The sequence below is a fragment of the Pseudomonas sp. EA_105y_Pfl2_R69 genome, assembly GCF_963970915.1.
Lineage (GTDB): Bacteria > Pseudomonadota > Gammaproteobacteria > Pseudomonadales > Pseudomonadaceae > Aquipseudomonas.
Map to the genome: position 1 here is coordinate 492,146 of NZ_CAXAOO010000003.1, position 21,029 is coordinate 513,174.

The following is a 21,029-nucleotide window of genomic DNA, read 5'->3' on the forward strand; positions in this document are numbered from 1 at the left end:
CGATGAGCAAAGAAGTACTGCTGGTTGTTGAGTCGGTGTCCAACGAAAAGGGCGTGCCGGCGAGTGTGATTTTTGAGGCGCTGGAACTGGCCCTGGCCACGGCGACCAAAAAGCGTTTTGAAGACGAAGTCGAGTTGCGTGTGGCGATCAACCGCCAGACCGGCAACTATGAGACTTTCCGCTGCTGGACGGTGGTCGAGGAAAGCGACTTCGACGACCCGGCCCATCAGGTCACCACCGACATGCCGCGTGCCGTTGAAGCCAACGCAAAAGTCGGTGACGTGCTGGAAGAGAAGATCGAGTCGATCGAGTTCGGCCGTATCGCGGCGCAAACCGCCAAGCAGGTCATCGTGCAGAAAGTACGCGAAGCCGAGCGTGCGCAGGTGGTTGAAGCCTATCGCGAGCGCCTGGGGGAAATCATCTCCGGCACCGTGAAGAAGGTCACCCGCGACAGCGTGATCGTCGACCTGGGTAACAATGCCGAAGCACTGTTGGCCCGTGAAGACATCATCTCCCGCGAGACTTTCCGCGTCGGTGTGCGTCTACGCGCCCTGCTCAAGGAAATTCGCACCGAGAACCGCGGCCCGCAGCTGATCCTGTCGCGTACCGCGCCGGAAATGCTGATCGAGTTGTTCCGCATCGAAGTGCCGGAAATCGCCGAAGAGCTGATCGAAGTCATGGGCGCGTCCCGTGATCCGGGTTCGCGCGCCAAGCTGGCCGTGCGTTCCAAGGACAAGCGTATCGATCCGCAGGGTGCCTGTATCGGCATGCGCGGTTCGCGCGTGCAGGCCGTATCGGGCGAATTGGCGGGCGAGCGTGTGGACATCGTGCTGTGGGATGACAATCCCGCGCAGTTCGTGATCAACGCCATGTCGCCGGCTGAAGTGGCCGCCATTATTGTCGACGAAGATGCCCATGCCATGGACATCGCCGTTGGCGCAGACAACCTTGCTCAGGCCATTGGCCGCGGCGGTCAGAACGTGCGTTTGGCCAGTCAGTTGACTGGCTGGACCCTGAACGTGATGACCGAGGCGGACATCCAGGCCAAGCAGCAGGCGGAAACAGGCGACATCCTGCAGAACTTTATCGACGAGCTGGAAGTTGATGAAGAACTGGCCCAGGTGTTGGTCGAGGAGGGCTTCACCAGCCTTGAAGAAATTGCCTACGTACCGATGGAAGAAATGCTCAGCATCGATGGTTTTGACGAGGATATCGTCAGCGAGCTTCGCGCTCGTGCCAAAGATCGCCTGCTGACTAAAGCCATCGCCAACGAGGAAAAGCTGGCAGATGCCCACCCAGCCGAAGACTTGCTCTCGCTTGAGGGGATGGATAAGGCGCTTGCGCATGAACTGGCAGTGCGCGGCGTTATTAACCGCGAAGACCTGGCCGAGCAGTCGATTGATGACCTGCTCGACATCGACGGTATCGACGCTGAGCGTGCCGGCAAGTTGATCATGGCCGCCCGAGCCCATTGGTTCGAGTAAGTAGTTGCGGCCTGAGGAGAGGAATACATGACGCAAGTCACGGTGAAAGAACTGGCCCAAGTGGTCAATACGCCGGTTGAACGCCTGCTGCAGCAAATGAGTGAGGCAGGTTTGCCGCACAAAAGTGCCGAGCAAGCGGTGACCGACAGCGAGAAGCAGGCCCTGTTGGCCCATCTCAAGAGCAGCCACGGCGACAAGGTGGAAGAGCCGCGCAAGATTACCTTGCAGCGCAAGACCACTAGCACCCTGCGGGTTGCCGGCAGCAAGACCATCAGCGTCGAAGTGCGCAAGAAGAAAACCTTCGTCAAGCGCAGTCCTGAAGAAATCGAAGCGGAAAAGCAGCGTGAGCTGGCCGAGCAGCGCGCGGTGGCGGAAGCTGCGCGTCTGAAGGCTGAAGAAGAAGCCAAGCGTCGCGCCGCCGAAGAAGCTGCGCGCCCTGGCGCTGCGCCCGACGCGCCTGCAGCGGCGGCACCGGTTGCCGCTGTGGAGCTGCCAGTGGTTGCCGCTCCGGCCGTTGAAGAACGCAAGAAGGACGAGCCGCGTCGCCCGGACAAGGCGCGCAATGACGACGCCGATCGTCGTGGCGGTGAGCGCAAGACCACCCAGCATCGCCCAACCGTCAAGGAAAAGGCCCCTGCTCCACGTGTTGCTCCGCGCACCACTGACGAGGAAAGCGATAGCTTCCGTCGTGGCGGCCGAGGCAAGGGCAAGTTGAAGAAACGTAATGCTCACGGTTTCCAGAGCCCAACCGGGCCAGTGGTACGTGATGTAGCGATTGGCGAAACCATCACTGTGGGCGATTTGGCTCAGCAGATGTCGGTTAAAGCCGCCGAAGTGATCAAGTTCATGTTCAAGATGGGCACTCCGGTGACCATCAACCAGGTCCTGGATCAGGAAACTGCCCAGTTGATCGCCGAAGAGCTGGGCCACAAGGTCAAGCTGGTCAGCGACAACGCCCTGGAGGATTCACTGGCCGAGTCCCTGAAGTTTGAGGGTGAGTCGTTCTCTCGTGCACCGGTTGTGACCGTAATGGGTCACGTTGACCACGGTAAAACCTCGTTGCTCGACTACATCCGTCGCGCCAAGGTGGCTGCTGGCGAAGCCGGTGGTATCACCCAGCATATCGGTGCCTACCACGTAGAAACCGAGCGTGGCATGGTTACCTTCCTCGACACCCCGGGCCACGCCGCGTTTACCGCGATGCGTGCTCGTGGTGCCAAGGCGACTGACATCGTGATTCTGGTGGTTGCAGCGGACGACGGCGTGATGCCGCAGACCATTGAAGCCGTTCAGCACGCTGTTGCTGCGGGCGTACCGCTGGTGGTTGCAGTAAACAAGATCGACAAGCCAGGTGCTGACCTCGATCGCATCCGTAGCGAGCTGTCGGTGCACGGCGTGACTTCGGAAGAGTGGGGCGGTGATACGCCGTTCGTGCCTGTGTCGGCGAAAGTCGGTACTGGTGTTGACGAGCTGCTCGAAGCCGTACTGCTGCAGGCTGAGATCCTCGAACTGAAAGCTACGCCGTCGGCCCCGGGCCGTGGTGTGGTGGTTGAGTCGCGCCTTGATAAGGGTCGTGGCCCAGTTGCTACCGTGCTGGTTCAGGACGGTACTCTGCGTCAAGGCGACATGGTGCTGATCGGTTCCAACTACGGTCGTATCCGCGCCATGCTTGACGAGAACGGCAAGCCAATCAAGGAAGCCGGTCCGTCGATCCCCGTCGAGATTCTCGGCCTGGACGGCACTCCGGATGCTGGCGACGACATGAGCGTACTGGCTGACGAGAAGAAAGCCCGTGAAGTTGCACTGTTCCGCCAAGGCAAATTCCGCGAAGTGAAGCTGGCCCGTGCGCATGCCGGCAAGCTGGAAAATATCTTCGAGAACATGGGGCAGGAAGAGAAGAAGACGCTGAATATCGTCCTCAAATCCGACGTCCGTGGTTCGCTGGAAGCGCTGCAAGGTTCGCTTGGCGGCCTGGGTAACGATGAAGTGCAAGTGCGTGTGGTCGGTGGCGGCGTCGGTGGTATCACCGAATCCGATGCCAACCTGGCGCTGGCCTCCAACGCTGTACTGTTCGGCTTCAACGTGCGTGCCGATGCTGGTGCGCGCAAGATCGTCGAGCAGGAAGGTCTGGATATGCGTTACTACAACGTGATCTACGACATCATCGAAGACGTCAAGAAAGCCCTGACCGGTATGCTCGGCAGCGATGTTCGCGAGAATATCCTGGGTATCGCCGAAGTGCGTGACGTGTTCCGCTCGCCGAAGTTCGGTGCGATTGCCGGTTGTATGGTGGTTGAAGGTACGGTTCACCGTAACCGTCCAATCCGCGTACTGCGTGACGACGTGGTGATCTTCGAAGGCGAGCTGGAATCCCTGCGTCGCTTTAAAGACGATGCTGCTGAAGTGCGTAACGGCATGGAGTGCGGTATCGGCGTGAAGAGCTACAACGACGTCAAGGTCGGCGACAAGATCGAAGTGTTCGAGAAAGTCCAAGTGGCTCGCAGCCTGTAACAGGCATGTAGCAGCGAGTTGCAATATGCAGCGCCCGGCCCCGTTTATGCGCGGCCGGGCGTTTGCCGCTTTTAGGTCCGATGCGCTTAGCGGCATCGTGGCGAGTGAAGGTAGTAGAAATGGCCAAAGAATTTAGCCGGGCTCAGCGCATCGGCGACCAGATACAGCGCGAACTGGCGCAGTTGATTCGCATGGAAATCAAGGACCCGCGTCTCGGCGGCCTGGTGACCGTGACCGCGGTGGAAGTCAGTCGCGACTCCAGCCACGCCAAGGTGTTCGTCACCTTTATGGGTGGTGAGCCTGAAGAGGGTGTGGACGTCGTGGCGCAGAGCCTCAAGGTGCTCAACGATGCCAGCGGCTTCCTGCGTATGCAGTTAGGGCGGGCGATGAAGCTGCGCAGCGTGCCGAACCTGCGCTTCCATTACGACGAGAGTGTGATTCGCGGTGCGCAGTTGTCGGCGCTGATTGAGCGTGCGGTCAGTGAAGACCGTCAGCACGGCGATGAGCCTGCCGAGGTCAAGGAGTAAGCCGTGGCCCAGGTGAAACGTATTCGTCGTGCGGTCGATGGCATCATCCTGCTGGATAAGCCCAAGGGCTTCAGCTCCAACGCCGCCTTGCAGAAGGTGCGCTGGCTGCTCAATGCCGAGAAGGCCGGCCACACCGGCAGCCTCGATCCCTTGGCCACCGGCGTGCTGCCGCTGTGCTTCGGCGAGGCGACCAAGTTCTCCCAGTACCTGCTGGACGCCGACAAAGGCTACGAGACCCTGATGCAGCTGGGCGTCACCACCACCACTGCCGATGCCGAAGGCGAGGTGCTGGAACGTCGCCCGGTGACCGTTGGTCGCGCCGAGATCGAAGCCGTGCTGCCGCGTTTTCGTGGTGAAATCAGCCAGATACCGCCGATGTACTCGGCGCTCAAGCGTGACGGCCAGCCGCTCTACAAGCTGGCCCGTGCCGGCGAAGTAGTGGAGCGCGAGCCGCGTTCTGTTACTATTGCGCGCTTGGAATTACTGGGCTGCGAGGCGGGGCAGGCGCGCCTGGCGGTCGATTGCAGCAAGGGCACCTATATTCGCACCCTGGTCGAAGACATCGGCCAGCTGCTCGGTTGCGGTGCCCACGTTGCAGAGCTGCGCAGAACCAAGGCCGGCCCCTTCGATCTGAGCCGCACCGTGACGCTCGAAGAGCTGGAGCGGGTGCATGGCGAAGGTGGCAATGAAGCGGTCGATCAGTTCCTGTTGCCAGCGGACAGTGGCCTGCAGCATTGGCCGTTGTTGCAGTTCTCCGAGCACAGTTCGTTCTACTGGCTGCAAGGGCAGCCGGTACGCGCCCCGGAAGCGCCAAAGTTCGGCATGGTACGGGTGCAGGACCACAACGGTCGCTTTATCGGTATCGGTGAAGTGAGCGAAGACGGGCGCATTGCGCCGCGTCGTTTGATTTCGACCAAGGCTTAGCCTGGGTTGCGGCTGTAGGTCTTAGGCCTGCGGTGCAGGATTCGGTCAGCAAGACCGTAGCGCAGACAAGGGGTTTCGGCTCTGGTCTGCGTGTATCGAGGGTGGCTGTTAATAGGCGCGGTCATACCTCACTTTAAAAACACGGGAAGCGATTCCCGGCCTATTGCGACTGTTTCGGCAGTTGCCTAACTGAGAGGATTGCCCCATGGCACTCAGCGTTGAAGAAAAAGCCCAGATCGTAACTGACTACCAGCAAGCTGCTGGCGACACCGGTAGCCCGGAAGTGCAGGTTGCACTGCTGTCCGCCAACATCAACAAGCTGCAAGGCCACTTCAAGGCCAACGGTAAGGACCACCACAGCCGTCGTGGTCTGATCCGTATGGTTAACCAGCGCCGCAAGCTGCTGGATTACCTGAAGGGCAAGGACGTTAGTCGTTACAGCGCCCTGATCGGTCGCCTGGGTCTGCGTCGCTAAGCAATGCTTATGCGTAGCTGACTGCCGAAGCTGGAAGTGGGGTTTGCCCCTGCTTCCAGCTTTTGCTTTTCTGCTTTAGCTGTTTTGGACGATAGCGGGTCCGATTCCCGTAACCGCCCACAGATTCTGCAAGACCCGTTTTGTTCACCTTGAAGTGATGGAACGGTTGCAAGAAACGCTTTCCCCAAGGGCAACAAAGAGAAGGAAAACACCGTGAACCCGGTAATCAAGAAGTTCCAGTTCGGTCAATCGACCGTTACCCTCGAGACTGGCCGTATCGCCCGTCAAGCCTCCGGCGCAGTGCTGGTCACCGTTGACGACGACGTCGCCGTACTGGTCGCCGTAACCGGTGCCAAGACCGCCGACCCGAGCAAAGGCTTTTTCCCGCTGTCCGTGCACTACCAGGAAAAGACCTACGCAGCCGGTAAGATCCCCGGCGGTTTCTTCAAGCGTGAAGCGCGCCCGAGCGAGAAAGAGACCCTGACCTCGCGCCTGATCGACCGTCCGATCCGCCCGCTGTTCCCGGAAGGTTTCCAGAACGAAGTGCAGGTCATCTGCACCGTGATCTCCACCAGCAAGAAGACCGATCCGGACGTCGCTGCGATGATCGGTACCTCGGCTGCCCTGGCTATCTCCGGCATTCCGTTCAACGGCCCGATCGGTGCCGCGCGCGTGGCTTTCCACCCGGAAACCGGCTACCTGCTGAACCCGACTTACGAGCAACTTAAGGCTTCCAGCCTGGACATGGTCGTAGCCGGTACCAAAGACGCCGTGCTGATGGTCGAATCGGAAGCCAAAGAGCTGACCGAAGACCAGATGCTGGGTGCCGTACTGTTTGCCCATGACGAGTTCCAGGCCGTGATCCAGGCTATCACCGAGCTGGCAGCCGAAGCCGCCAAGCCGACCTGGGACTGGCAGCCGAAGCCGGAGAACACCGAGCTGCTCACTGCTATCCGCAGCGAATTCGGCGAAGAAATTTCCAAGGCTTACTCGATCATCATCAAGCAGGACCGCTACGCGCGTCTGGGCGAGTTGAAAGATCAGATCGTTGCCAAGTTCTCCGGCGAAGAAGGCCAGCCTTCTGCCAGCGAAGTGAAGAACGCCTTCGGCGAAATCGAATACCGCACCGTGCGCGAGAACATCGTCAACGGCAAGCCGCGTATCGACGGCCGCGACACCCGCACCGTGCGCGGTCTGAACATCGAAGTCGGTGTGCTGGCCAAGACCCACGGTTCGGCGTTGTTCACCCGCGGCGAAACCCAGGCCCTGGTGGTTGCCACCCTCGGTACCGCGCGTGACGCCCAGCTGCTCGACACCCTCGAAGGCGAGAAGAAAGACCCCTTCATGCTGCACTACAACTTCCCGCCGTACTCGGTCGGTGAGTGTGGTCGCATGGGCGCTACCGGTCGCCGCGAAATCGGTCACGGCCGCCTCGCCCGCCGTTCCGTAGCGGCCATGCTGCCGAGCGCCGACGAGTTCCCGTACACCATTCGCGTGGTTTCGGAGATCACCGAATCGAACGGTTCCAGCTCCATGGCTTCGGTTTGCGGTGCTTCCCTGGCGCTGATGGATGCCGGTGTGCCGATGAAGGCACCGGTGGCCGGTATCGCCATGGGCCTGGTCAAGGAAGGCGAGAAATTCGCCGTTCTGACCGACATCCTCGGCGACGAAGATCACCTCGGCGACATGGACTTCAAGGTAGCCGGTACCGCCAAGGGCGTGACCGCGCTGCAGATGGACATCAAGATCCAGGGCATCACCGAAGAGATCATGGAAATCGCTCTGGGCCAGGCCCTGGAAGCGCGCCTGAATATCCTCGGCCAGATGAACCAGGTGATCGCCCAGTCGCGTACCGAACTGTCGGCCAACGCACCGACCATGATCGCGATGAAGATCGACCAGGACAAGATTCGCGACGTGATCGGCAAAGGTGGCGCGACCATCCGTGCCATCTGCGAAGAAACCAAGGCTTCGATCGATATCGAAGACGACGGCACCATCAAGATCTTCGGCGAAACCAAGGAAGCGGCCGAGGCTGCGCGTCAGCGCGTACTGGGCATCACCGCGGAAGCCGAGATCGGCAAGATCTACGTCGGCAAGGTTGAGCGCATCGTCGACTTCGGTGCCTTCGTCAACATCCTGCCGGGCAAGGACGGTCTGGTGCACATCTCGATGCTGAGCGACGCTCGGGTTGAGAAGGTCACCGACATCCTGAAAGAAGGTCAGGAAGTCGAAGTACTGGTACTGGACGTGGACAACCGCGGCCGTATCAAGCTGTCGATCAAGGACGTTGCTGCTGCCAAGGCGTCGGGCGTTTAATCGCCGAGCTGCTTTGCGCTAGATAAGAGGGCCCTTCGGGGCCCTCTTTTTTTGCCTGGAATATGCGCTGGGCGCGAGTTTTCTCAGGCCACCGGCCAATAAGCCGTGCTGGCGATCTGCCGCGAGTCGGGCCGTGCAATATGCCTTGGTGCAAATGCCAAAGCATGCAGATTGCACGAAAGCGGTGTTCGGTTTTTATTTGCAATGCATTGATTTATAAGTGATTAAATTATTTTTTTGGCTTGGCACAGGAGTTGCGATAGCCCTGTTGAGGCTGCAGCTTGGAATGGTTGCAGATGATCCCTAACGAAACAGGAGCCCTACCCATGAAAAAGCCTATAAGCCATTTTGTCGTTGCCGCCGTAAGTGCGGGCGTCCTCAGCCTGTCCCTGGCTGGTGCTGCCTTCGCCGTCGACAACTCCGCGCTGCAGCCGCTTCAAGTGGCAGAAAACAGCAGCATGGATCAGGCCGGGGAAGCGGTGACTGATACCTGGATCACCAGCAAGGTGAAGTCGACCTTTCTCGCCGAGCCGGGCCTGAGCGGTATGGACATCAAGGTTGAAACCAATCAGGGCGTGGTCTCGCTCTCGGGGGTTGTGGCCAGCGATGCCGAGCGTGAGCTGGCAATTGCCAAGGCTAGCGAGATCAAAGGCGTTACTGCGGTTTCCGCCGACGGCCTGAAAACCGAGCAATAAGGCAATCGATGCACGCCGGACCTGTCGGTCCGGCGTTACTCAAGGATAAGGACAGACAAATGAATGCCGATGTAATCAAAGGTAAGTGGAAGCAGATCAATGGCCGCATCAAGGAGCGTTGGGGCAATCTGACCGACGACGATCTGGATGTCGCCGAAGGCCATAGCGAATACCTGGCCGGCAAGCTGCAGGAGCGCTACGGCTGGACCAAGGAAAAAGCCCAAGAGGAGTTGCGCGACTTCAGCAGCAAGCTGTAAGCGCAGTCCGCAATAACCAGGCCCCGCCGGTTCTGCCCGCGGGGCTTTGGCGTGGCTGGATTACTTTGCCGGGGGCGGCGCGCGTCTGGGCTCAGTCAGCCGCAGGGCGTGTTTAATTGCCGCGTTTGCTGTCGATCTTGATCAGGCGGTTACCTTCGAAGCGCAGGTAGTGGTACATGCCGTTGCGCGGGCCGTAGGACCACTCTTCGACACTGACCTCGTTGCGAAAGCCGTACTCGTCGATCACCTCGCGGTAACCGAGAAAGTCGCGGCTCAGGGGCTCGCCACATTTGCTGCTGACCACGCTGGTGGAATCGTTGGTGCTGATCAGGCCCTGGCCGCAGCGCAGGGTCGAAGAAGCCTGGGCGCAGAGCGGCAGGAGGATCAGCAGGGCACTGAGCAGTCGTTTCATCGCTAATGCATGTCCAGAGTGATCGCCGTTAGGGTTTAGCGGGTGCGTCTGCGCTCGATCGAGCGTAGACGGTTACCCTCGAAGGTGAGGATGCTCAGCATGCCGTTGTCGGGGCCGTAGACCCATTCCTCGATCTTGTATTCGCGTCGCTCGTAGGCCCCTAGGCTATAGCCGACCAAGTCGCGGAAGGCCGGCTCGCCACACTTCTGCTGCACCTCGAAGCTGCGGTCGCCTAGGGAAATCAGCTGGCTGCCGCAACGCAGGGTGTCTGCCTGGGCGGCAAACGGAGCGCAGAGCGCCAGTAGGATCGTCAGGGTTGCCAGTGAGAAGCGCATGGGGGCTTACCTTATTCGCTGTCCAGGTGCAGCGGCGTGGCCACGCGGCCATCGCTGTCTGCCTGGCCCAGACTAACATCGAGCAGGTAGATGCGCTCGCCCGCCAGTCCGCCCTGATCGACCAGATAGTCCTTGATCGCCGCGGCCCGGGTTTGCGCCAGCTGGCGTTGCAACAACTGGCTTTTTCCCCAGGACTGCACCACGGCCTCGCGCAGCTTGGCCATGCGTTCTTCGTCGTCCAATTCCTTCCATTCGGCCGGTGGTTGCTGTTTCAGACGGGTGCGGTAAATGCCTTCGAGCAATGGTCCCTGTTCATCTTCCGGTACCTGCAACTGACTGGTTTCCTCCGGCACCGTATCACCCCGACGTTGCAGGATGCGGTAGTAGATGCTCTGGTATTCGCGCTGCAGGCGCTGCTCGGCCAGGGGCAGGCCATCGCTGCTCTGGGCGCTCAGGCCTTCGATCTCCAGACGCAGAACCGGGCGCTCCTGCAGGGCGCTGGCCAGGGTGTTCAGAGCGCTTTGTGCCTCCCCATCCAGGGCACTGCTGCCAGGGGCGAAGCGCACGGTACTCAGGTCCATCTGCGAGCCGCCGCTGACCAGCCCGCCGATAAACTTGAAGGGCGCTTGAGCGGCGCGCAGCACCAGGTTGCGCAGGGTTTGCCAGACAATCGGCATCACGCTGAATTGCGGGCTATTCAGATCGCCGCTAACCGGCAGGTTGATGGCGATCTTGCCCTCGGTGTCCTTGAGCAGGGCCACCGCCAGGCGAATCGGCAGGTCCACCGCGCTGGGGCTGTCAACCTTTTCACCGAGCTGCAACTGTTCCACCACCACACTGTTTTCGGCCGTCAGCTGGCCCTTGCTGATCTGGTAGTGCAGGTCCAGGTTGAGCCGGCCCTTGCGGATGCGATAGCCGGCGAACTTGCCGGAGTAGGGGGTCAGGGTGGTCAGTTCGACTTGCTTGAACTGGGTATGGATATCCAAGCTGTCCAGCGGATCGAAGGGGTTCAGGCTGCCCTTGACGCTGACCGGAGCATAACGGTCGACCTTGCCGGCGATATCCACGCTGGCGGGTTTCTGCGTCTGGTTGTCGAGGGTGCCGATACGCCCCTCGAGTTGCTGGATGGCGGTGGCGAAGTTGGGGGTCAGGCTGAAATCGGCAAAGTTGGCCGAGCCGTCCTTGAAGCTGATTTCGCCGATATGAATCGCCAGTGGCTTTTCCGTCGTACTGGCAGCGCTTTGTGCAGTGCTTTGCGGCGTGGCCGGTTGTGGAATTATCAGGTCGCTGACGTTGGTGCTGAGGTCTTCGTTGACGATAAAGCGCGCATAGGGCTGGTCCAGCTGCACCTTGTCGATGCTCAGGCGGTCGCCGTGTTGGTAGTTCAGGCCGAGCAGGTCGAGTTGCTGCCAGCGCAGGAAGTCGCGCTCCTTGATGGTGTCCAGGGTATGCAACTGGCTGACCTGGGCCTTGCCGCTGATGCTGAGGGCCAGCGGCTCGGTGCTGCTCAGCTGGACGTCGAGATCGCTGCCGAGCAGGCCGTTGCGCAGTTCGATGCGCACGTAGGGGCTGAGGTAGGCCTGGGCCACCCGCAGGTCGATGGCGCTACTGATGACATTCAGGCTGGCCGTGGTCGGGTTCAGCTGGACCTGGCCGCTGGCCTGCAGCTTGCCCTGCTTGCCGACGCCGGTATCCAGCTTGAGGCTGAAGGGCGAGGTGCCGAGGCTGTCGAAATCTGCCAGGTCGAGGTTGAGCGGGCCGAGCTCGATGGCCACCTCCTGCTCCGGCACGCGGTCGGCCAGATGCACCCGATAGTCGCGCAGTTGCGCATCGCGCAGCAGCACCTGCCAGGGTTTGTCTGGCGCGTCTGACTGGCCTGCGCGGGCCGTTTCCGGAGCCGAAGATTGCTCCGCGCTGATCGCCTCGGCGGTGTCTGCTGTCGCCTCGAGTTCTGTTGTCGCGGTGGAGCCTGTGCCCTTCTCATCTGGAGCTGGAGCTGGAGCTGGAGCTGGAGCAGGTTTGGCAGGTTGGCTGGCCAGCAGCTTCTGCCAGTCGAGCTGGCCATCGGCCTCGCGTGCAGCCCAGGTTTCCAGCTTCCGGCTACGAATCTTGCCGACTATGACCTGCTGTTTGGCCAGGTCCACGCTGGTTTCGCTGATATCCAGGCTTTCCAGGCGCAGCAGCGGTTGGTCGGTCGGGCTCTTGATGGCGAAGTTGCTGACGCTGAGCCGAGTGTTGCTCAGCAGCAGCTCGGTGTCTGTGGCCAGGTCCAGGTTGTAGTCGCTGCTGAGGTTGACGCTGCCGTCTTCCAGAGTCAGGGGTACGGCATCGCGCACATAGGGCCAGAAGGCTTTCAGCTTGCCGTCCGTGACTTTCAGGCTGCCGCTGGAACTGAGTGGCACCAGGCTGAGGTTGCCGCTCCAGTCGATACGGCCGCCGTGGGGACCGGTGGCGATCAGGGTCATCTCGGCACTGTCGCCTTGCAGGGTGCTGAGGTTGTGCAGTTCGAAGCTGAGGTCGTCGTAGAGAAATTCGATTGGCTCGCTGGGGCGCAGGTCCTGAAAGTGAACGTTGCCACCGCTCAGCTTGATCCGCGCGATACGCAGTGGGAACGGCTCGCCGGTGGGCTCTTCGGCCGCCGGCTGCGGGCTGGCGGGCAGCCTGAACAGCTGGGTCAGGTTGAGCGTGCCGTCCTTGCCGAACAGCACTTCGCTGTGCGGCTGGTCCAGCTCGATAGCGGCCAGGTGCAATACGCCCGTCCACAGGCTGTCGAGTTGCAGGTTGCTATACAGGCGCTCGAAGGCAACCTGCTCCTGGCCGGCTTCGCCGATGCGCAGGCCCCAGAGGCTGAGCTCCAGGCTGAAGGGGTTGAGTTGCAGGCGCTCGAGGCTGGCGGGGCCGGTGGCGTACTGGGCCAGTTGCTGGTTGGCGATGCGCAGACCGATACCGGGGAGGATCAGAAAGCCCAGCAGGCTGTACAGGGCCACGGCTATAACGGTTGCGCTGGCAGCGCGCTTTATTCCTTTAAGCATAAAAACGTCATCTATCCCGACGAGAAATGCCTTGGAGTATGGCATGCGCGTAGGGTTCCACAGAGTCCTGGGTGGGATTTTCTCTGGGGCGATCAGAATTGCAGGATCAGGGTTTTTAGCGGCGGCTGGCCATCCAGGGAGGGGAAGTCCGCCGCCGGTGCCAGCACCTGACAATCGCGCACCGGCCGGCCGAGCTTTTCCGCGCAGCGCAGCACCTGCTCGCGCCAGTCGCTGAGGGCGACTTTTGCCAGGTTGTTGCAGCAGATCAGTACACCGTCGTCGGCGGTGGCGAGGATCGCCGGCTTGAGCAGGCTCTGGTAGTCGCGCAGCAGGTCGACGGTGCCGAAGGCGCTCTTGGCCCAGGCCGGCGGGTCGAGCAGCACCAGGTCGAACTGGCGTTGTGCAAGGCGCGGGTAGTGCGGCAGCTTCTGCCCGCGCCGCGCATTGATCGGCAGGCCGGCCAGCTGGCGGATTGCCGGAAAGTAGTCCGACTGGACAAACTGCATGGCGGGTAACTCGGGGTTGAGCGCGCCATTCTCGCGGCCCACCGCCAGGTTGCCCTCGGCGAAATCCAGATTGACCACTTCCCGCGCGCCGCCGGCCGCGGCACTCAAGCCGACGCCGCAGGTGTAGGCGAACAGGTTGAGCACGCTTTTATCGGTGCTGTGCGCTTTTACCCAGCCGCGGGCGTTGCGCAGGTCGAGAAACAGCAGCGGGTCCTGGCCGGCGTGACGGCCGCGTACCCGGTAATTGAGGCCCCATTCATGGCCGATCAGGTCTTCCAGTGCCTCGGGTGCGGCCTGATAGACGGGGTCGCTGCGGTCGACCCGCGAGTTGCCCCGGGAGCGGTCGTTGTAGACCAGCAGCAGTTCGTCGCCGAGGCTGGCCTGGCACTGCTCGGCCAGCTGCAGCAATTGGTCGCGTTCGAGGCTCTGGTGAAAGCTCTGCACCAGCAATTGTGGGCCGTAGCGGTCGATGGTCAGGCCGCCGGCACCCTCCTGGCTGCCGTGGAACAGGCGGTAGCAGTCGGTGCCCTGGGCGTACAGCTCATTGAGCAGGGGCTGGCGATGGGCGAGGGCGGCGCGCAGCGCCTGGTCGAGAGCAGGCATGCGCGGCGGCTCGGAAAAAGGAAGGCGCGCAGTTTAGCAAGAAAAGCCCCGGGGTTTGCCTGGGATGCGCCTAGCCCTGGGCGAAGCTGCGCAACTCCTCGCCAGCCAGGCGATAGCGAATCCACTCATCCTGGGGCTTGGCCCCCAGGCTCTGGTAGAACTGGATGGCCGGCTCGTTCCAGTCCAGCACGCTCCATTCCAGGCGCGCACAGCCCTTGGCGCAGGCCAGTTGCGCAAGATGGCGCAGCAACTGCTTGCCGGCACCGCTGCCGCGCTGTTCGGGGGTGATATACAGGTCTTCCAGGTACAGGCCCTGGCGGCCGAGCCAGGTCGAGTAACTGAAAAAATACACCGCATAGCCAATCGGCACGCCGTCGCGGCTACAGATCAGTGCGTGCGCCGGCGAGCCCTCGGCGAACAGGCTCTGCTCGATATCGGCGACGCTGGCCAGCACTTCGTGCTCGGCCTTCTCGTAGATCGCCAGGTCGGTGATAAAGGCATGGATAAGCGCGGCATCGCTGGGGGCGGCCGGGCGAATGCTAAGGGTCATGACTACTCCTGAAGTTAGGGGCTGTGGCCATTTCATTGCTCGTGGCACGCGGTTCGCTATGACGCGGCAACAGGCTCTAGGCCGTAGGTGGTGGGGGTTGCAGCAGCCGCGCGAAGAGTTCGGCGTGACCGCTGACGCCCAGCTTGTGGTAGAGGTTGCGCCGGTGCACCTTCACCGTTTCCGGGGAGATGCCCAGGCGCTGAGCGATGGCCTTGCTGGAGAAACCCTGCAGAATCAGCCGCGCGGTTTCGGTTTCACGTTCCGACAGGCGCGCGTCCAAACGGTCCAGCAATGCCAGCAGATCGCCCGCCGCTGGGGCGACCTTGCCCTCCGGCGGCAGCAGCTGCACATGCCGGCGCATGGCCGCCAACACCCAGTCACGCACGCACAGCAAACGGCCCTGCTCCTGCGCGTTGAAGGCCGTATTGCGCCCCAGTGACAAACCCAGCACCACGCCGTCGAGGGTGCAGAAGAACTGCAGTTCACCCATGCCGATCACCGGGCGGAAGTAGCTCAAGTAGTACTCGCTGTGCTGAAACTGATCCGGGGCGACTGATTCGAGGCTGTGCAGGCCATCGGCGATGCCGGCGCAGGCGGCCTGGTAGAAGGGGTCGAGCAGGTACATGCCGGCGCAGTAGTCGGCCAGCCCCTCGCGCTCATCGGTGCCCGCGCGGAACTCGAAATCGGCCAGCAGAGTGGGCACTCGGCCGCTCTGCATCAGGGTTACCAGGGCATTGTCCAGTGGCACCAGCAGTCGCAGGGCGTCCACCAGGCTGCGCCAGAAGCCATCCTGGCCCACGGCGGCGAACATCCGTGCCAGGCTCTGATGCATGGGCAACTCTTTCAATAAAGCGTCCACTGACTACCCCTTTCGCGTAACCCGTGATGGGAATTGGTCTGGCCCCTGCGCGGCACTAGCCTGGGCCCTCCTGAACCAACCGGCCTGTAGCAGGCCAGGAGTGCCGCATCATGCGTGGACATCGCTTGTATCTCAACCTCGGAGTCGGGGCCTGCCTGTCGGCATCGATAACGGCTGCCGCAGCGGATGCGCCAACTGTGCATGTGTACAACTGGTACGACTATATCGGCCCCACCACCCTGGCCGACTTCAAGCGCGATACGGGGATCATGCCGATCTACGACACCTTCGACAGCGCCGAGGTGCTGGAAAGCAAGCTGCTGACCGGACGCAGCGGCTACGACGTGGTGGTGGCCAGCAACTTCAGCCTGCCGACCCTGATCAAGGCCGGCGTGCTCGAACCGCTGGACCCGGCCAAACTGCCGAATTACTCGCAAATGGATCCGGAGCTACTGGCCAAGCTGGCCAACAATGACCCGGGCAATCGCTATGCCGTGCCCTATATGTGGGGCACCAACGGTATCGGCTACAACGTCGAGCAGGTGCGCGCCGCCCTCGGCGACAACGCCCCGGTGGACTCCTGGGACCTGCTGTTCAAGGAAGACAACCTGGCCAAACTCAGCCAGTGCGGCGTGGCCCTGCTCGACTCGCCCTCCGAGATACTGCCCGTCGTTCTGCACTACCTGGGCTTGCCGCCCAATAGCCAGGACCCGGCCCATTACCAGCAGGCCCAGGCACTGTTGCTCAAGCTGCGCCCGCATATCGCCTACTTCAACTCGTCCAAGTTCATCACCGACCTGGCCAACGGCGATATCTGCGTGGCCCTGGGCTGGGCCGGCGGCATGCTGGACGCCAAGGCCAGCGCCGAGCAGGCCGGCAATGGCGTGCAGATCGAATACAGCCTGCCCAAGGAGGGCGCGCCAGTGTGGTTCGACACCCTGGTGCTGCTCAAGGACGCGCCCCATCCCGCCCAGGGCCTGGCCTTTATCGACTACCTGATGCGCCCGCAAGTGATCGCGCCTATTACCGACTACCTGCGCTACCCCAACGGCAACCTCGGCGCGACCGCCCTGTTAGCCGCCGAGACCCGCAACAACCCGGCCGTCTACCCGTCGGCCGAGACCATGGCCAGGCTGTACACCCTGGAGCCGCTGCCGAAGAAGATCGAGCGCATTCGCACCCGCGTGTGGAGCAAGGTCAAGAGCGGCCAGTAAATCCCCCCCTGAGTTCGTCCTGCAACAACCCCGCTATTGATAAAGAGCAGTGAGAAAGACCATGAGAGAGACGATGAAACCACGTGCCCGCGACCTGAAGATTCAATTCGGCCAACTGCAGCCCGGCCCGCTCAACGCCATCACCGACGTACCCGGCGTGCGCGTCGGCCACAGCGATGTGCGCGGGCGCACGGTGGGCGGCCGTGACATCAACACCGGGGTCACCCTGATCGAGCCGCGTGCCGGCTCCACCACCGAGCAGCCGTGCTTCGCCGGCGTGCATATCCTCAACGGCAACGGCGACGCCACCGGCCTCGAGTGGATTCGCGAGGCCGGCCTGCTGACCAGCCCGATCGCCTTTACCAACACCCACAGCGTCGGCGTGGTGCGCGACGCGCTGATCGCCCTGGATCGGCAGAATCAGTCCACCGACGGCCGCCTGTACTGGAACATGCCGGTGGTGCTGGAAACCTTCGACGGCCTGCTCAATGACATCAACGGCTTTCATGTGCGCCCCGAGCATGTGGCCGAGGCCCTGGACCGCGCCAAGGCAGGCCCGGTGGCAGAAGGCGCGGTGGGCGGCGGTAGCGGCATGATCTGCCACGAGTACAAGGGTGGCATCGGCACCGCCTCGCGCCGCCTGAGCGAGGCCCAGGGCGGCTGGACCGTGGGGGCCATCGTCCAGGCCAACCACGGCACGCGCCGCGAACTGCGGGTGGATGGTTATCCGGTGGGGCGCTATATGGAAAAGGCCACCTCGCCGTTCCTGCGCGCCGACCTGCCGCATCCCGGCATGGGCTCGATCGTGGTCTGCCTGGCCACCGATGCGCCGCTGCTGCCGCACCAGTGCACGCGCCTGGCCCAGCGCGCCAGCATCGGCATCGCCCGCACCGGCGGCGGCAACGAGGACTGCAGCGGCGATATCTTCGTCGCCTTCTCCACCGGCAACCCGCAGCTGCAGGCCACCGCTTACGAACGCAAGGGGGCCTTTACCTGCGACGGCCTGCGTATGGTCAACAACGACCATATCGGCGACCTGTTTCTCGCCGCCTCGGAAGCCGTGGAAGAAGCCATTATCAATGCCCTGCTGGCGGCCAACACAGTCGAGGGCAATGGCCACCGGGTCCAGGGGCTGGACCGTGAAACCCTGCTGCAGGCCCTGCGCAAGGCGGGCTGGCCGGGGGATGAGCAGCCGGCGTAGTTAAACCGCCATAGTCCGCATAGGGCTACCGCGCGACTCTGCAGGCTCCCGGGCGCGCTGTGCGCAGCTGGGGCATGCAGATAAGCCGGAGTCGATAGGCATCGGTAACGCCACGGCGAATCCGCCAGACGAGAAATCGAGAGCCTGGGGGCCTTCGTTCTGAAGCGCAGGCGCGCTCAGACGGGGGTCATTGCCAGCGGCGGGCTGGCCCTCTGCTGCGCCGCGCAGGCCAGGTAGGCGGCCAGCATCTCGGTCAGGCTATCGATCAACTCTTCCTCGCTCAGGGGCGGGTTCTCCAGCGCCAGGTAACGCACCAGTGTCATCAGGGTGCCGTTGATGATCACGAACAGTACCGGGATGGGGTTTTCGATGGGGAACTCGCGGACATGGCGCAGCAGGTAGCGTCGGCACACCTCGGACAGGTGCTGCTCCAGTCGATCGACCACTCGCAGGGTCTGCAGCTGCTGCCAGTGACGCACCAGCTCCAGGTAGCGGCCGTCGCCGCCGCGGATAAATGCGAGCATTTCGCCCAGCAGCATCTTCACCGCGGTTCTGACATCGGCTGCCAGCAGCTGCGTCATGCGTGCATCTATCAGGCGCGTCATGTCCAGCGCCATGCGTTCGAGCAGCGCCTCCAGCAGCTCCTGCTTGTTGGCGAAGTACTGATACAGGGAGCCAATGCTCACGTCTGCCTCGGCGGCCACCCTATTGGTGGTCAGGTTGGCCAGCCCCTGGCACGCGATCACCCGGCCACTGGCCTCCAGGAGGATATCCACCATCTGTTGCGAGCGTTGTTGGCCGGGTCGCTTGCGCATGACTGTTCCTTTGCGAATTAAATGCGAGCCAACACTCGCATTAACATCGGTGGCACACAAGCGCATGGGAGCGACCGAGTATGCAGGCCACCTGTTCCATTCCAACCGAGCAGCAGATACAACCCCTGGGGCCAGAGTCGCTGACGTGGCGATGTTTCGGTGATCTGCGCGGGCTGTTGTTGATCAGCCGCGTCGGCCTGCTGCAGAACCTGCACCCGAGTCTCGCCGCTGGCGTGCAGGAGCATTCCGACCTGTTCCTCAATCCCTGGAACCGCCTGTTTCGCTCCATCCCGCCGATTCTCGCAGTGGTGTACGGTGGCAAGCAGGCGATGGCGACCGGTCAGCAGATTCGCGACTGGCATCGCCAGATCAAGGGCGTGAACGCCCATGGTCAGCGCTATCACGCCCTGAGCCCGGAGCTCTTCTACTGGGCCCACGCCACCTTCTTCGAAGGACAGATCGCCATGCAGGCCATCTTCGGCACGCCTCTGGATGCGGCCACGCAGGAGCGCCTGTATCAGGAGTCGATCCAGTGGTATGCCCTCTACGGGCTGCCGATGGCGACGGTGCCGGCCGACTACGCGGCGTTCAGGGTCTACTGGCAAGGCATGCTGGAAAACCGCCTGGAAATGACCGACGTGGCCCGCTGGTTTCTTGCCGGCAACCCGAATCTGCCGGCTCCTTATGCCTGGATGCGCGGTCCGCTGTGGTGGGTGCTGCGGCCTCTATTCGACCGGGGCGCGCGCTGGCTGGCGCTGGGTACCCTGCCTGTGGACCTGCGTCAGCGCCTGGAACTGCCGTGGACCGCGAAAGACCAGCGGCGTCTGAATGGCCTGGCCTTTTTGGTCAGGAACCTGTGGAAGGTGCTGCCACGGCGCTGGCGCTATTTCCCTCAGGCACACGGCGCGATGCGCAGGGCTGGAGGCCAGCGCTGACGAACGCCAAGGGGGACAAGGTCGCATAATCATTTCGCCTGGAGCCCCTCCCGCAAAGGGGCGGGGGAACTGGCCGATGTAAGCCGTGCCATCGTGCAACACCGCCTGGACCCAGAACCTGTAAAAAAGCCCGTCCTGCGCATCTGCCGCGCAGGACGGACAAGGGGTGATTCAGTGAGCCAGCTGCAGCCAGTCGGCCAGACGCGCGAGCATGGCGTCGCAGCCGGCCAGTTGCGTGAGGCTGATGAATTCGTCCGGCTTGTGGCCCTGTTCCATGCTGCCGGGGCCGCAGACCACGGTGGGGATGCCGGCCTGATGGAACAGCCCACCCTCGGTGCCGAAGGCCACTGTGGTGAAGTCGCGGCTGCCGCTAAGCCGCGCCAACAACTCGGCCGCCTCGCTGTGCGGGTCGGTGGCCAGGCCGGGGTAGGCCGACAGCGGCTGGAAGTCGATGGCGCTGGCGGCGCTGCGCTGGCGCATCTGCGGCAGCAGTTCGCGTTCGGCATAGGCGCGCAGCTCCTCGGCGACCTGCTGTGGGTCGTCGCTGGGGAGGGCGCGCACCTCGAAATCGAACTGGCAGTCGGCCGGGACGATATTCAGCGCGCGGCCGCCCTGGATCAGGCCGGTCTGCACCGTGGAGTAAGGCGGCTCGAAGCGCGCGTCCTGGCGCTCGATGGCGCTCAGGCGCTGGCCGATATCGCCGAGCTGGTTGATCAGTTTGGCGGCGTACTCGATGGCATTCACCCCCTGGGTTGCATAGGCCGAATGGCAGGCCGCGCCCTGCACCTGGCAGCGCATGGCCAGCTTGCCCTTGTGCCCGAGCACGGGCTTGAGTTCGGTGGGCTCGCCGATAATGCACAGCACGGGTTTGTTGGGCCGTTGCTGCAACTCGGCCAGCAGCGAACGCACGCCCAGGCAGCCGACTTCCTCGTCGTAGGAAAACGCCAGATGCAGCGGCAGGCGCAGCGGCGTTTGCAGAAAACGCGGCACGGCGGCCAGCACGCAGGCGATAAAGCCCTTCATATCGGCGCTGCCACGGCCATACAGCTTGCCGTCGCGTTCGCTCAGCTCGAACGGTGGCCGCGTCCAGGCCTGGCCGTCCACCGGCACCACGTCGCTATGCCCGGACAGCAGCACGCCGCCACGGTCAGTCGGGCCAATAGTGGCGAATAGATTGGCCTTGCTGCGTTCGTCGTTGTAATCCAGCTCGCAGACCACGCCGAGGCCCGCCAGGTAGTCGCGGACGAATTCGATCAGCGCCAGATTGGAGTCGCGGCTGACGGTGGGAAAGGCGACCAGTTCGGCCAAGAGTTCGCGACTGCTGAGCATGGGTCAGGCTCCAGATTGCTTGGTGATGATGGGTATCGCTGCGCTC

19 protein-coding genes are annotated in these 21,029 nt (G+C 62.5%); 11 read left to right on the plus strand and 8 right to left on the minus strand.

What is annotated here, in order from left to right:
- The first annotated feature begins 2 nt into the window (after positions 1-2).
- The 8 genes from nusA (at position 3) to AACY13_RS11670 (ending at position 9,192) form a co-directional block, all read left to right on the plus strand.
- Positions 3-1,484 carry a transcription termination factor NusA gene (gene nusA / locus AACY13_RS11635; protein ID WP_339461636.1) on the plus strand — a complete coding sequence of 494 codons (1,482 nt, stop codon included), beginning with the start codon at positions 3-5 and terminating at the stop codon, positions 1,482-1,484.
- A 27-nt stretch (positions 1,485-1,511) separates the two neighbouring features.
- A complete protein-coding gene (gene infB, locus AACY13_RS11640; RefSeq protein ID WP_339461638.1) occupies positions 1,512-3,995 on the plus strand; it encodes a translation initiation factor IF-2 in 2,484 nt (827 codons plus the stop codon).
- Positions 3,996-4,114: 119 nt separating this feature from the next.
- Positions 4,115-4,522: a 30S ribosome-binding factor RbfA gene (gene rbfA / locus AACY13_RS11645; RefSeq protein ID WP_339461639.1), complete on the plus strand. Its 408-nt coding sequence runs from the start codon at positions 4,115-4,117 to the stop codon at positions 4,520-4,522.
- Positions 4,523-4,525: 3 nt separating this feature from the next.
- Positions 4,526-5,446 (plus strand): tRNA pseudouridine(55) synthase TruB, encoded by a 921-nt coding sequence (gene truB, locus AACY13_RS11650; protein WP_339461641.1) that lies wholly within the window; start codon positions 4,526-4,528, stop codon positions 5,444-5,446.
- 205 nt (positions 5,447-5,651) lie between these two features.
- Positions 5,652-5,921, plus strand: a complete 270-nt coding sequence (rpsO, locus tag AACY13_RS11655) for a 30S ribosomal protein S15 (protein WP_275961681.1) — start codon at positions 5,652-5,654, stop codon at positions 5,919-5,921.
- 213 nt (positions 5,922-6,134) lie between these two features.
- Entirely contained in the window at positions 6,135-8,240 is a 2,106-nt protein-coding gene (pnp, locus tag AACY13_RS11660) for a polyribonucleotide nucleotidyltransferase (RefSeq protein ID WP_339461643.1), read from the plus strand.
- A gap of 326 nt (positions 8,241-8,566) precedes the next feature.
- On the plus strand, positions 8,567-8,935 hold the full coding sequence (locus AACY13_RS11665; protein WP_339461645.1) for a BON domain-containing protein: 369 nt from the start codon (positions 8,567-8,569) through the stop codon (positions 8,933-8,935).
- Positions 8,936-8,994: 59 nt separating this feature from the next.
- Positions 8,995-9,192, plus strand: coding sequence for a CsbD family protein (locus tag AACY13_RS11670; protein WP_339461647.1), 198 nt, complete (start codon positions 8,995-8,997; stop codon positions 9,190-9,192).
- A 112-nt stretch (positions 9,193-9,304) separates the two neighbouring features.
- Here the strand turns inward: AACY13_RS11670 and AACY13_RS11675 are convergent, their stop codons facing one another.
- From AACY13_RS11675 to AACY13_RS11700, 6 genes are all read right to left on the minus strand, one after another.
- Positions 9,305-9,604, minus strand: coding sequence for a DUF2845 domain-containing protein (locus AACY13_RS11675; protein WP_339461649.1), 300 nt, complete (start codon positions 9,602-9,604; stop codon positions 9,305-9,307).
- Positions 9,605-9,639: 35 nt separating this feature from the next.
- Positions 9,640-9,939: a DUF2845 domain-containing protein gene (locus tag AACY13_RS11680; protein WP_339461651.1), complete on the minus strand. Its 300-nt coding sequence runs from the start codon at positions 9,937-9,939 to the stop codon at positions 9,640-9,642.
- A gap of 11 nt (positions 9,940-9,950) precedes the next feature.
- Entirely contained in the window at positions 9,951-12,971 is a 3,021-nt protein-coding gene (locus AACY13_RS11685) for a DUF748 domain-containing protein (RefSeq protein WP_339461653.1), read from the minus strand.
- 92 nt (positions 12,972-13,063) lie between these two features.
- Positions 13,064-14,080 carry a class I SAM-dependent rRNA methyltransferase gene (locus AACY13_RS11690; RefSeq protein WP_339461655.1) on the minus strand — a complete coding sequence of 339 codons (1,017 nt, stop codon included), beginning with the start codon at positions 14,078-14,080 and terminating at the stop codon, positions 13,064-13,066.
- A 70-nt stretch (positions 14,081-14,150) separates the two neighbouring features.
- Positions 14,151-14,630 carry a GNAT family N-acetyltransferase gene (locus tag AACY13_RS11695; protein ID WP_339461656.1) on the minus strand — a complete coding sequence of 160 codons (480 nt, stop codon included), beginning with the start codon at positions 14,628-14,630 and terminating at the stop codon, positions 14,151-14,153.
- Between the two features lie 76 nt (positions 14,631-14,706).
- Positions 14,707-15,489, minus strand: a complete 783-nt coding sequence (locus AACY13_RS11700) for a helix-turn-helix transcriptional regulator (protein ID WP_339461658.1) — start codon at positions 15,487-15,489, stop codon at positions 14,707-14,709.
- 110 nt (positions 15,490-15,599) lie between these two features.
- On the opposite strand from AACY13_RS11700, the gene AACY13_RS11705 reads away from it, so the two are divergent.
- Together AACY13_RS11705 and AACY13_RS11710 are read left to right on the plus strand one after the other, a co-directional pair.
- Entirely contained in the window at positions 15,600-16,703 is a 1,104-nt protein-coding gene (locus tag AACY13_RS11705) for a polyamine ABC transporter substrate-binding protein (RefSeq protein WP_339461660.1), read from the plus strand.
- 73 nt (positions 16,704-16,776) lie between these two features.
- Entirely contained in the window at positions 16,777-17,904 is a 1,128-nt protein-coding gene (locus AACY13_RS11710) for a DmpA family aminopeptidase (protein ID WP_339461662.1), read from the plus strand.
- Between the two features lie 176 nt (positions 17,905-18,080).
- Here the strand turns inward: AACY13_RS11710 and AACY13_RS11715 are convergent, their stop codons facing one another.
- Positions 18,081-18,719: a TetR/AcrR family transcriptional regulator gene (locus AACY13_RS11715; RefSeq protein ID WP_339461663.1), complete on the minus strand. Its 639-nt coding sequence runs from the start codon at positions 18,717-18,719 to the stop codon at positions 18,081-18,083.
- A gap of 80 nt (positions 18,720-18,799) precedes the next feature.
- Here AACY13_RS11715 and AACY13_RS11720 point away from each other — a divergent pair, with 80 nt between their 5' ends.
- Positions 18,800-19,654: an oxygenase MpaB family protein gene (locus AACY13_RS11720; protein ID WP_339461665.1), complete on the plus strand. Its 855-nt coding sequence runs from the start codon at positions 18,800-18,802 to the stop codon at positions 19,652-19,654.
- Between the two features lie 171 nt (positions 19,655-19,825).
- Here the strand turns inward: AACY13_RS11720 and argE are convergent, their stop codons facing one another.
- Positions 19,826-20,983: an acetylornithine deacetylase gene (argE, locus tag AACY13_RS11725; RefSeq protein ID WP_339461667.1), complete on the minus strand. Its 1,158-nt coding sequence runs from the start codon at positions 20,981-20,983 to the stop codon at positions 19,826-19,828.
- Positions 20,984-21,029 lie beyond the last annotated feature (46 nt).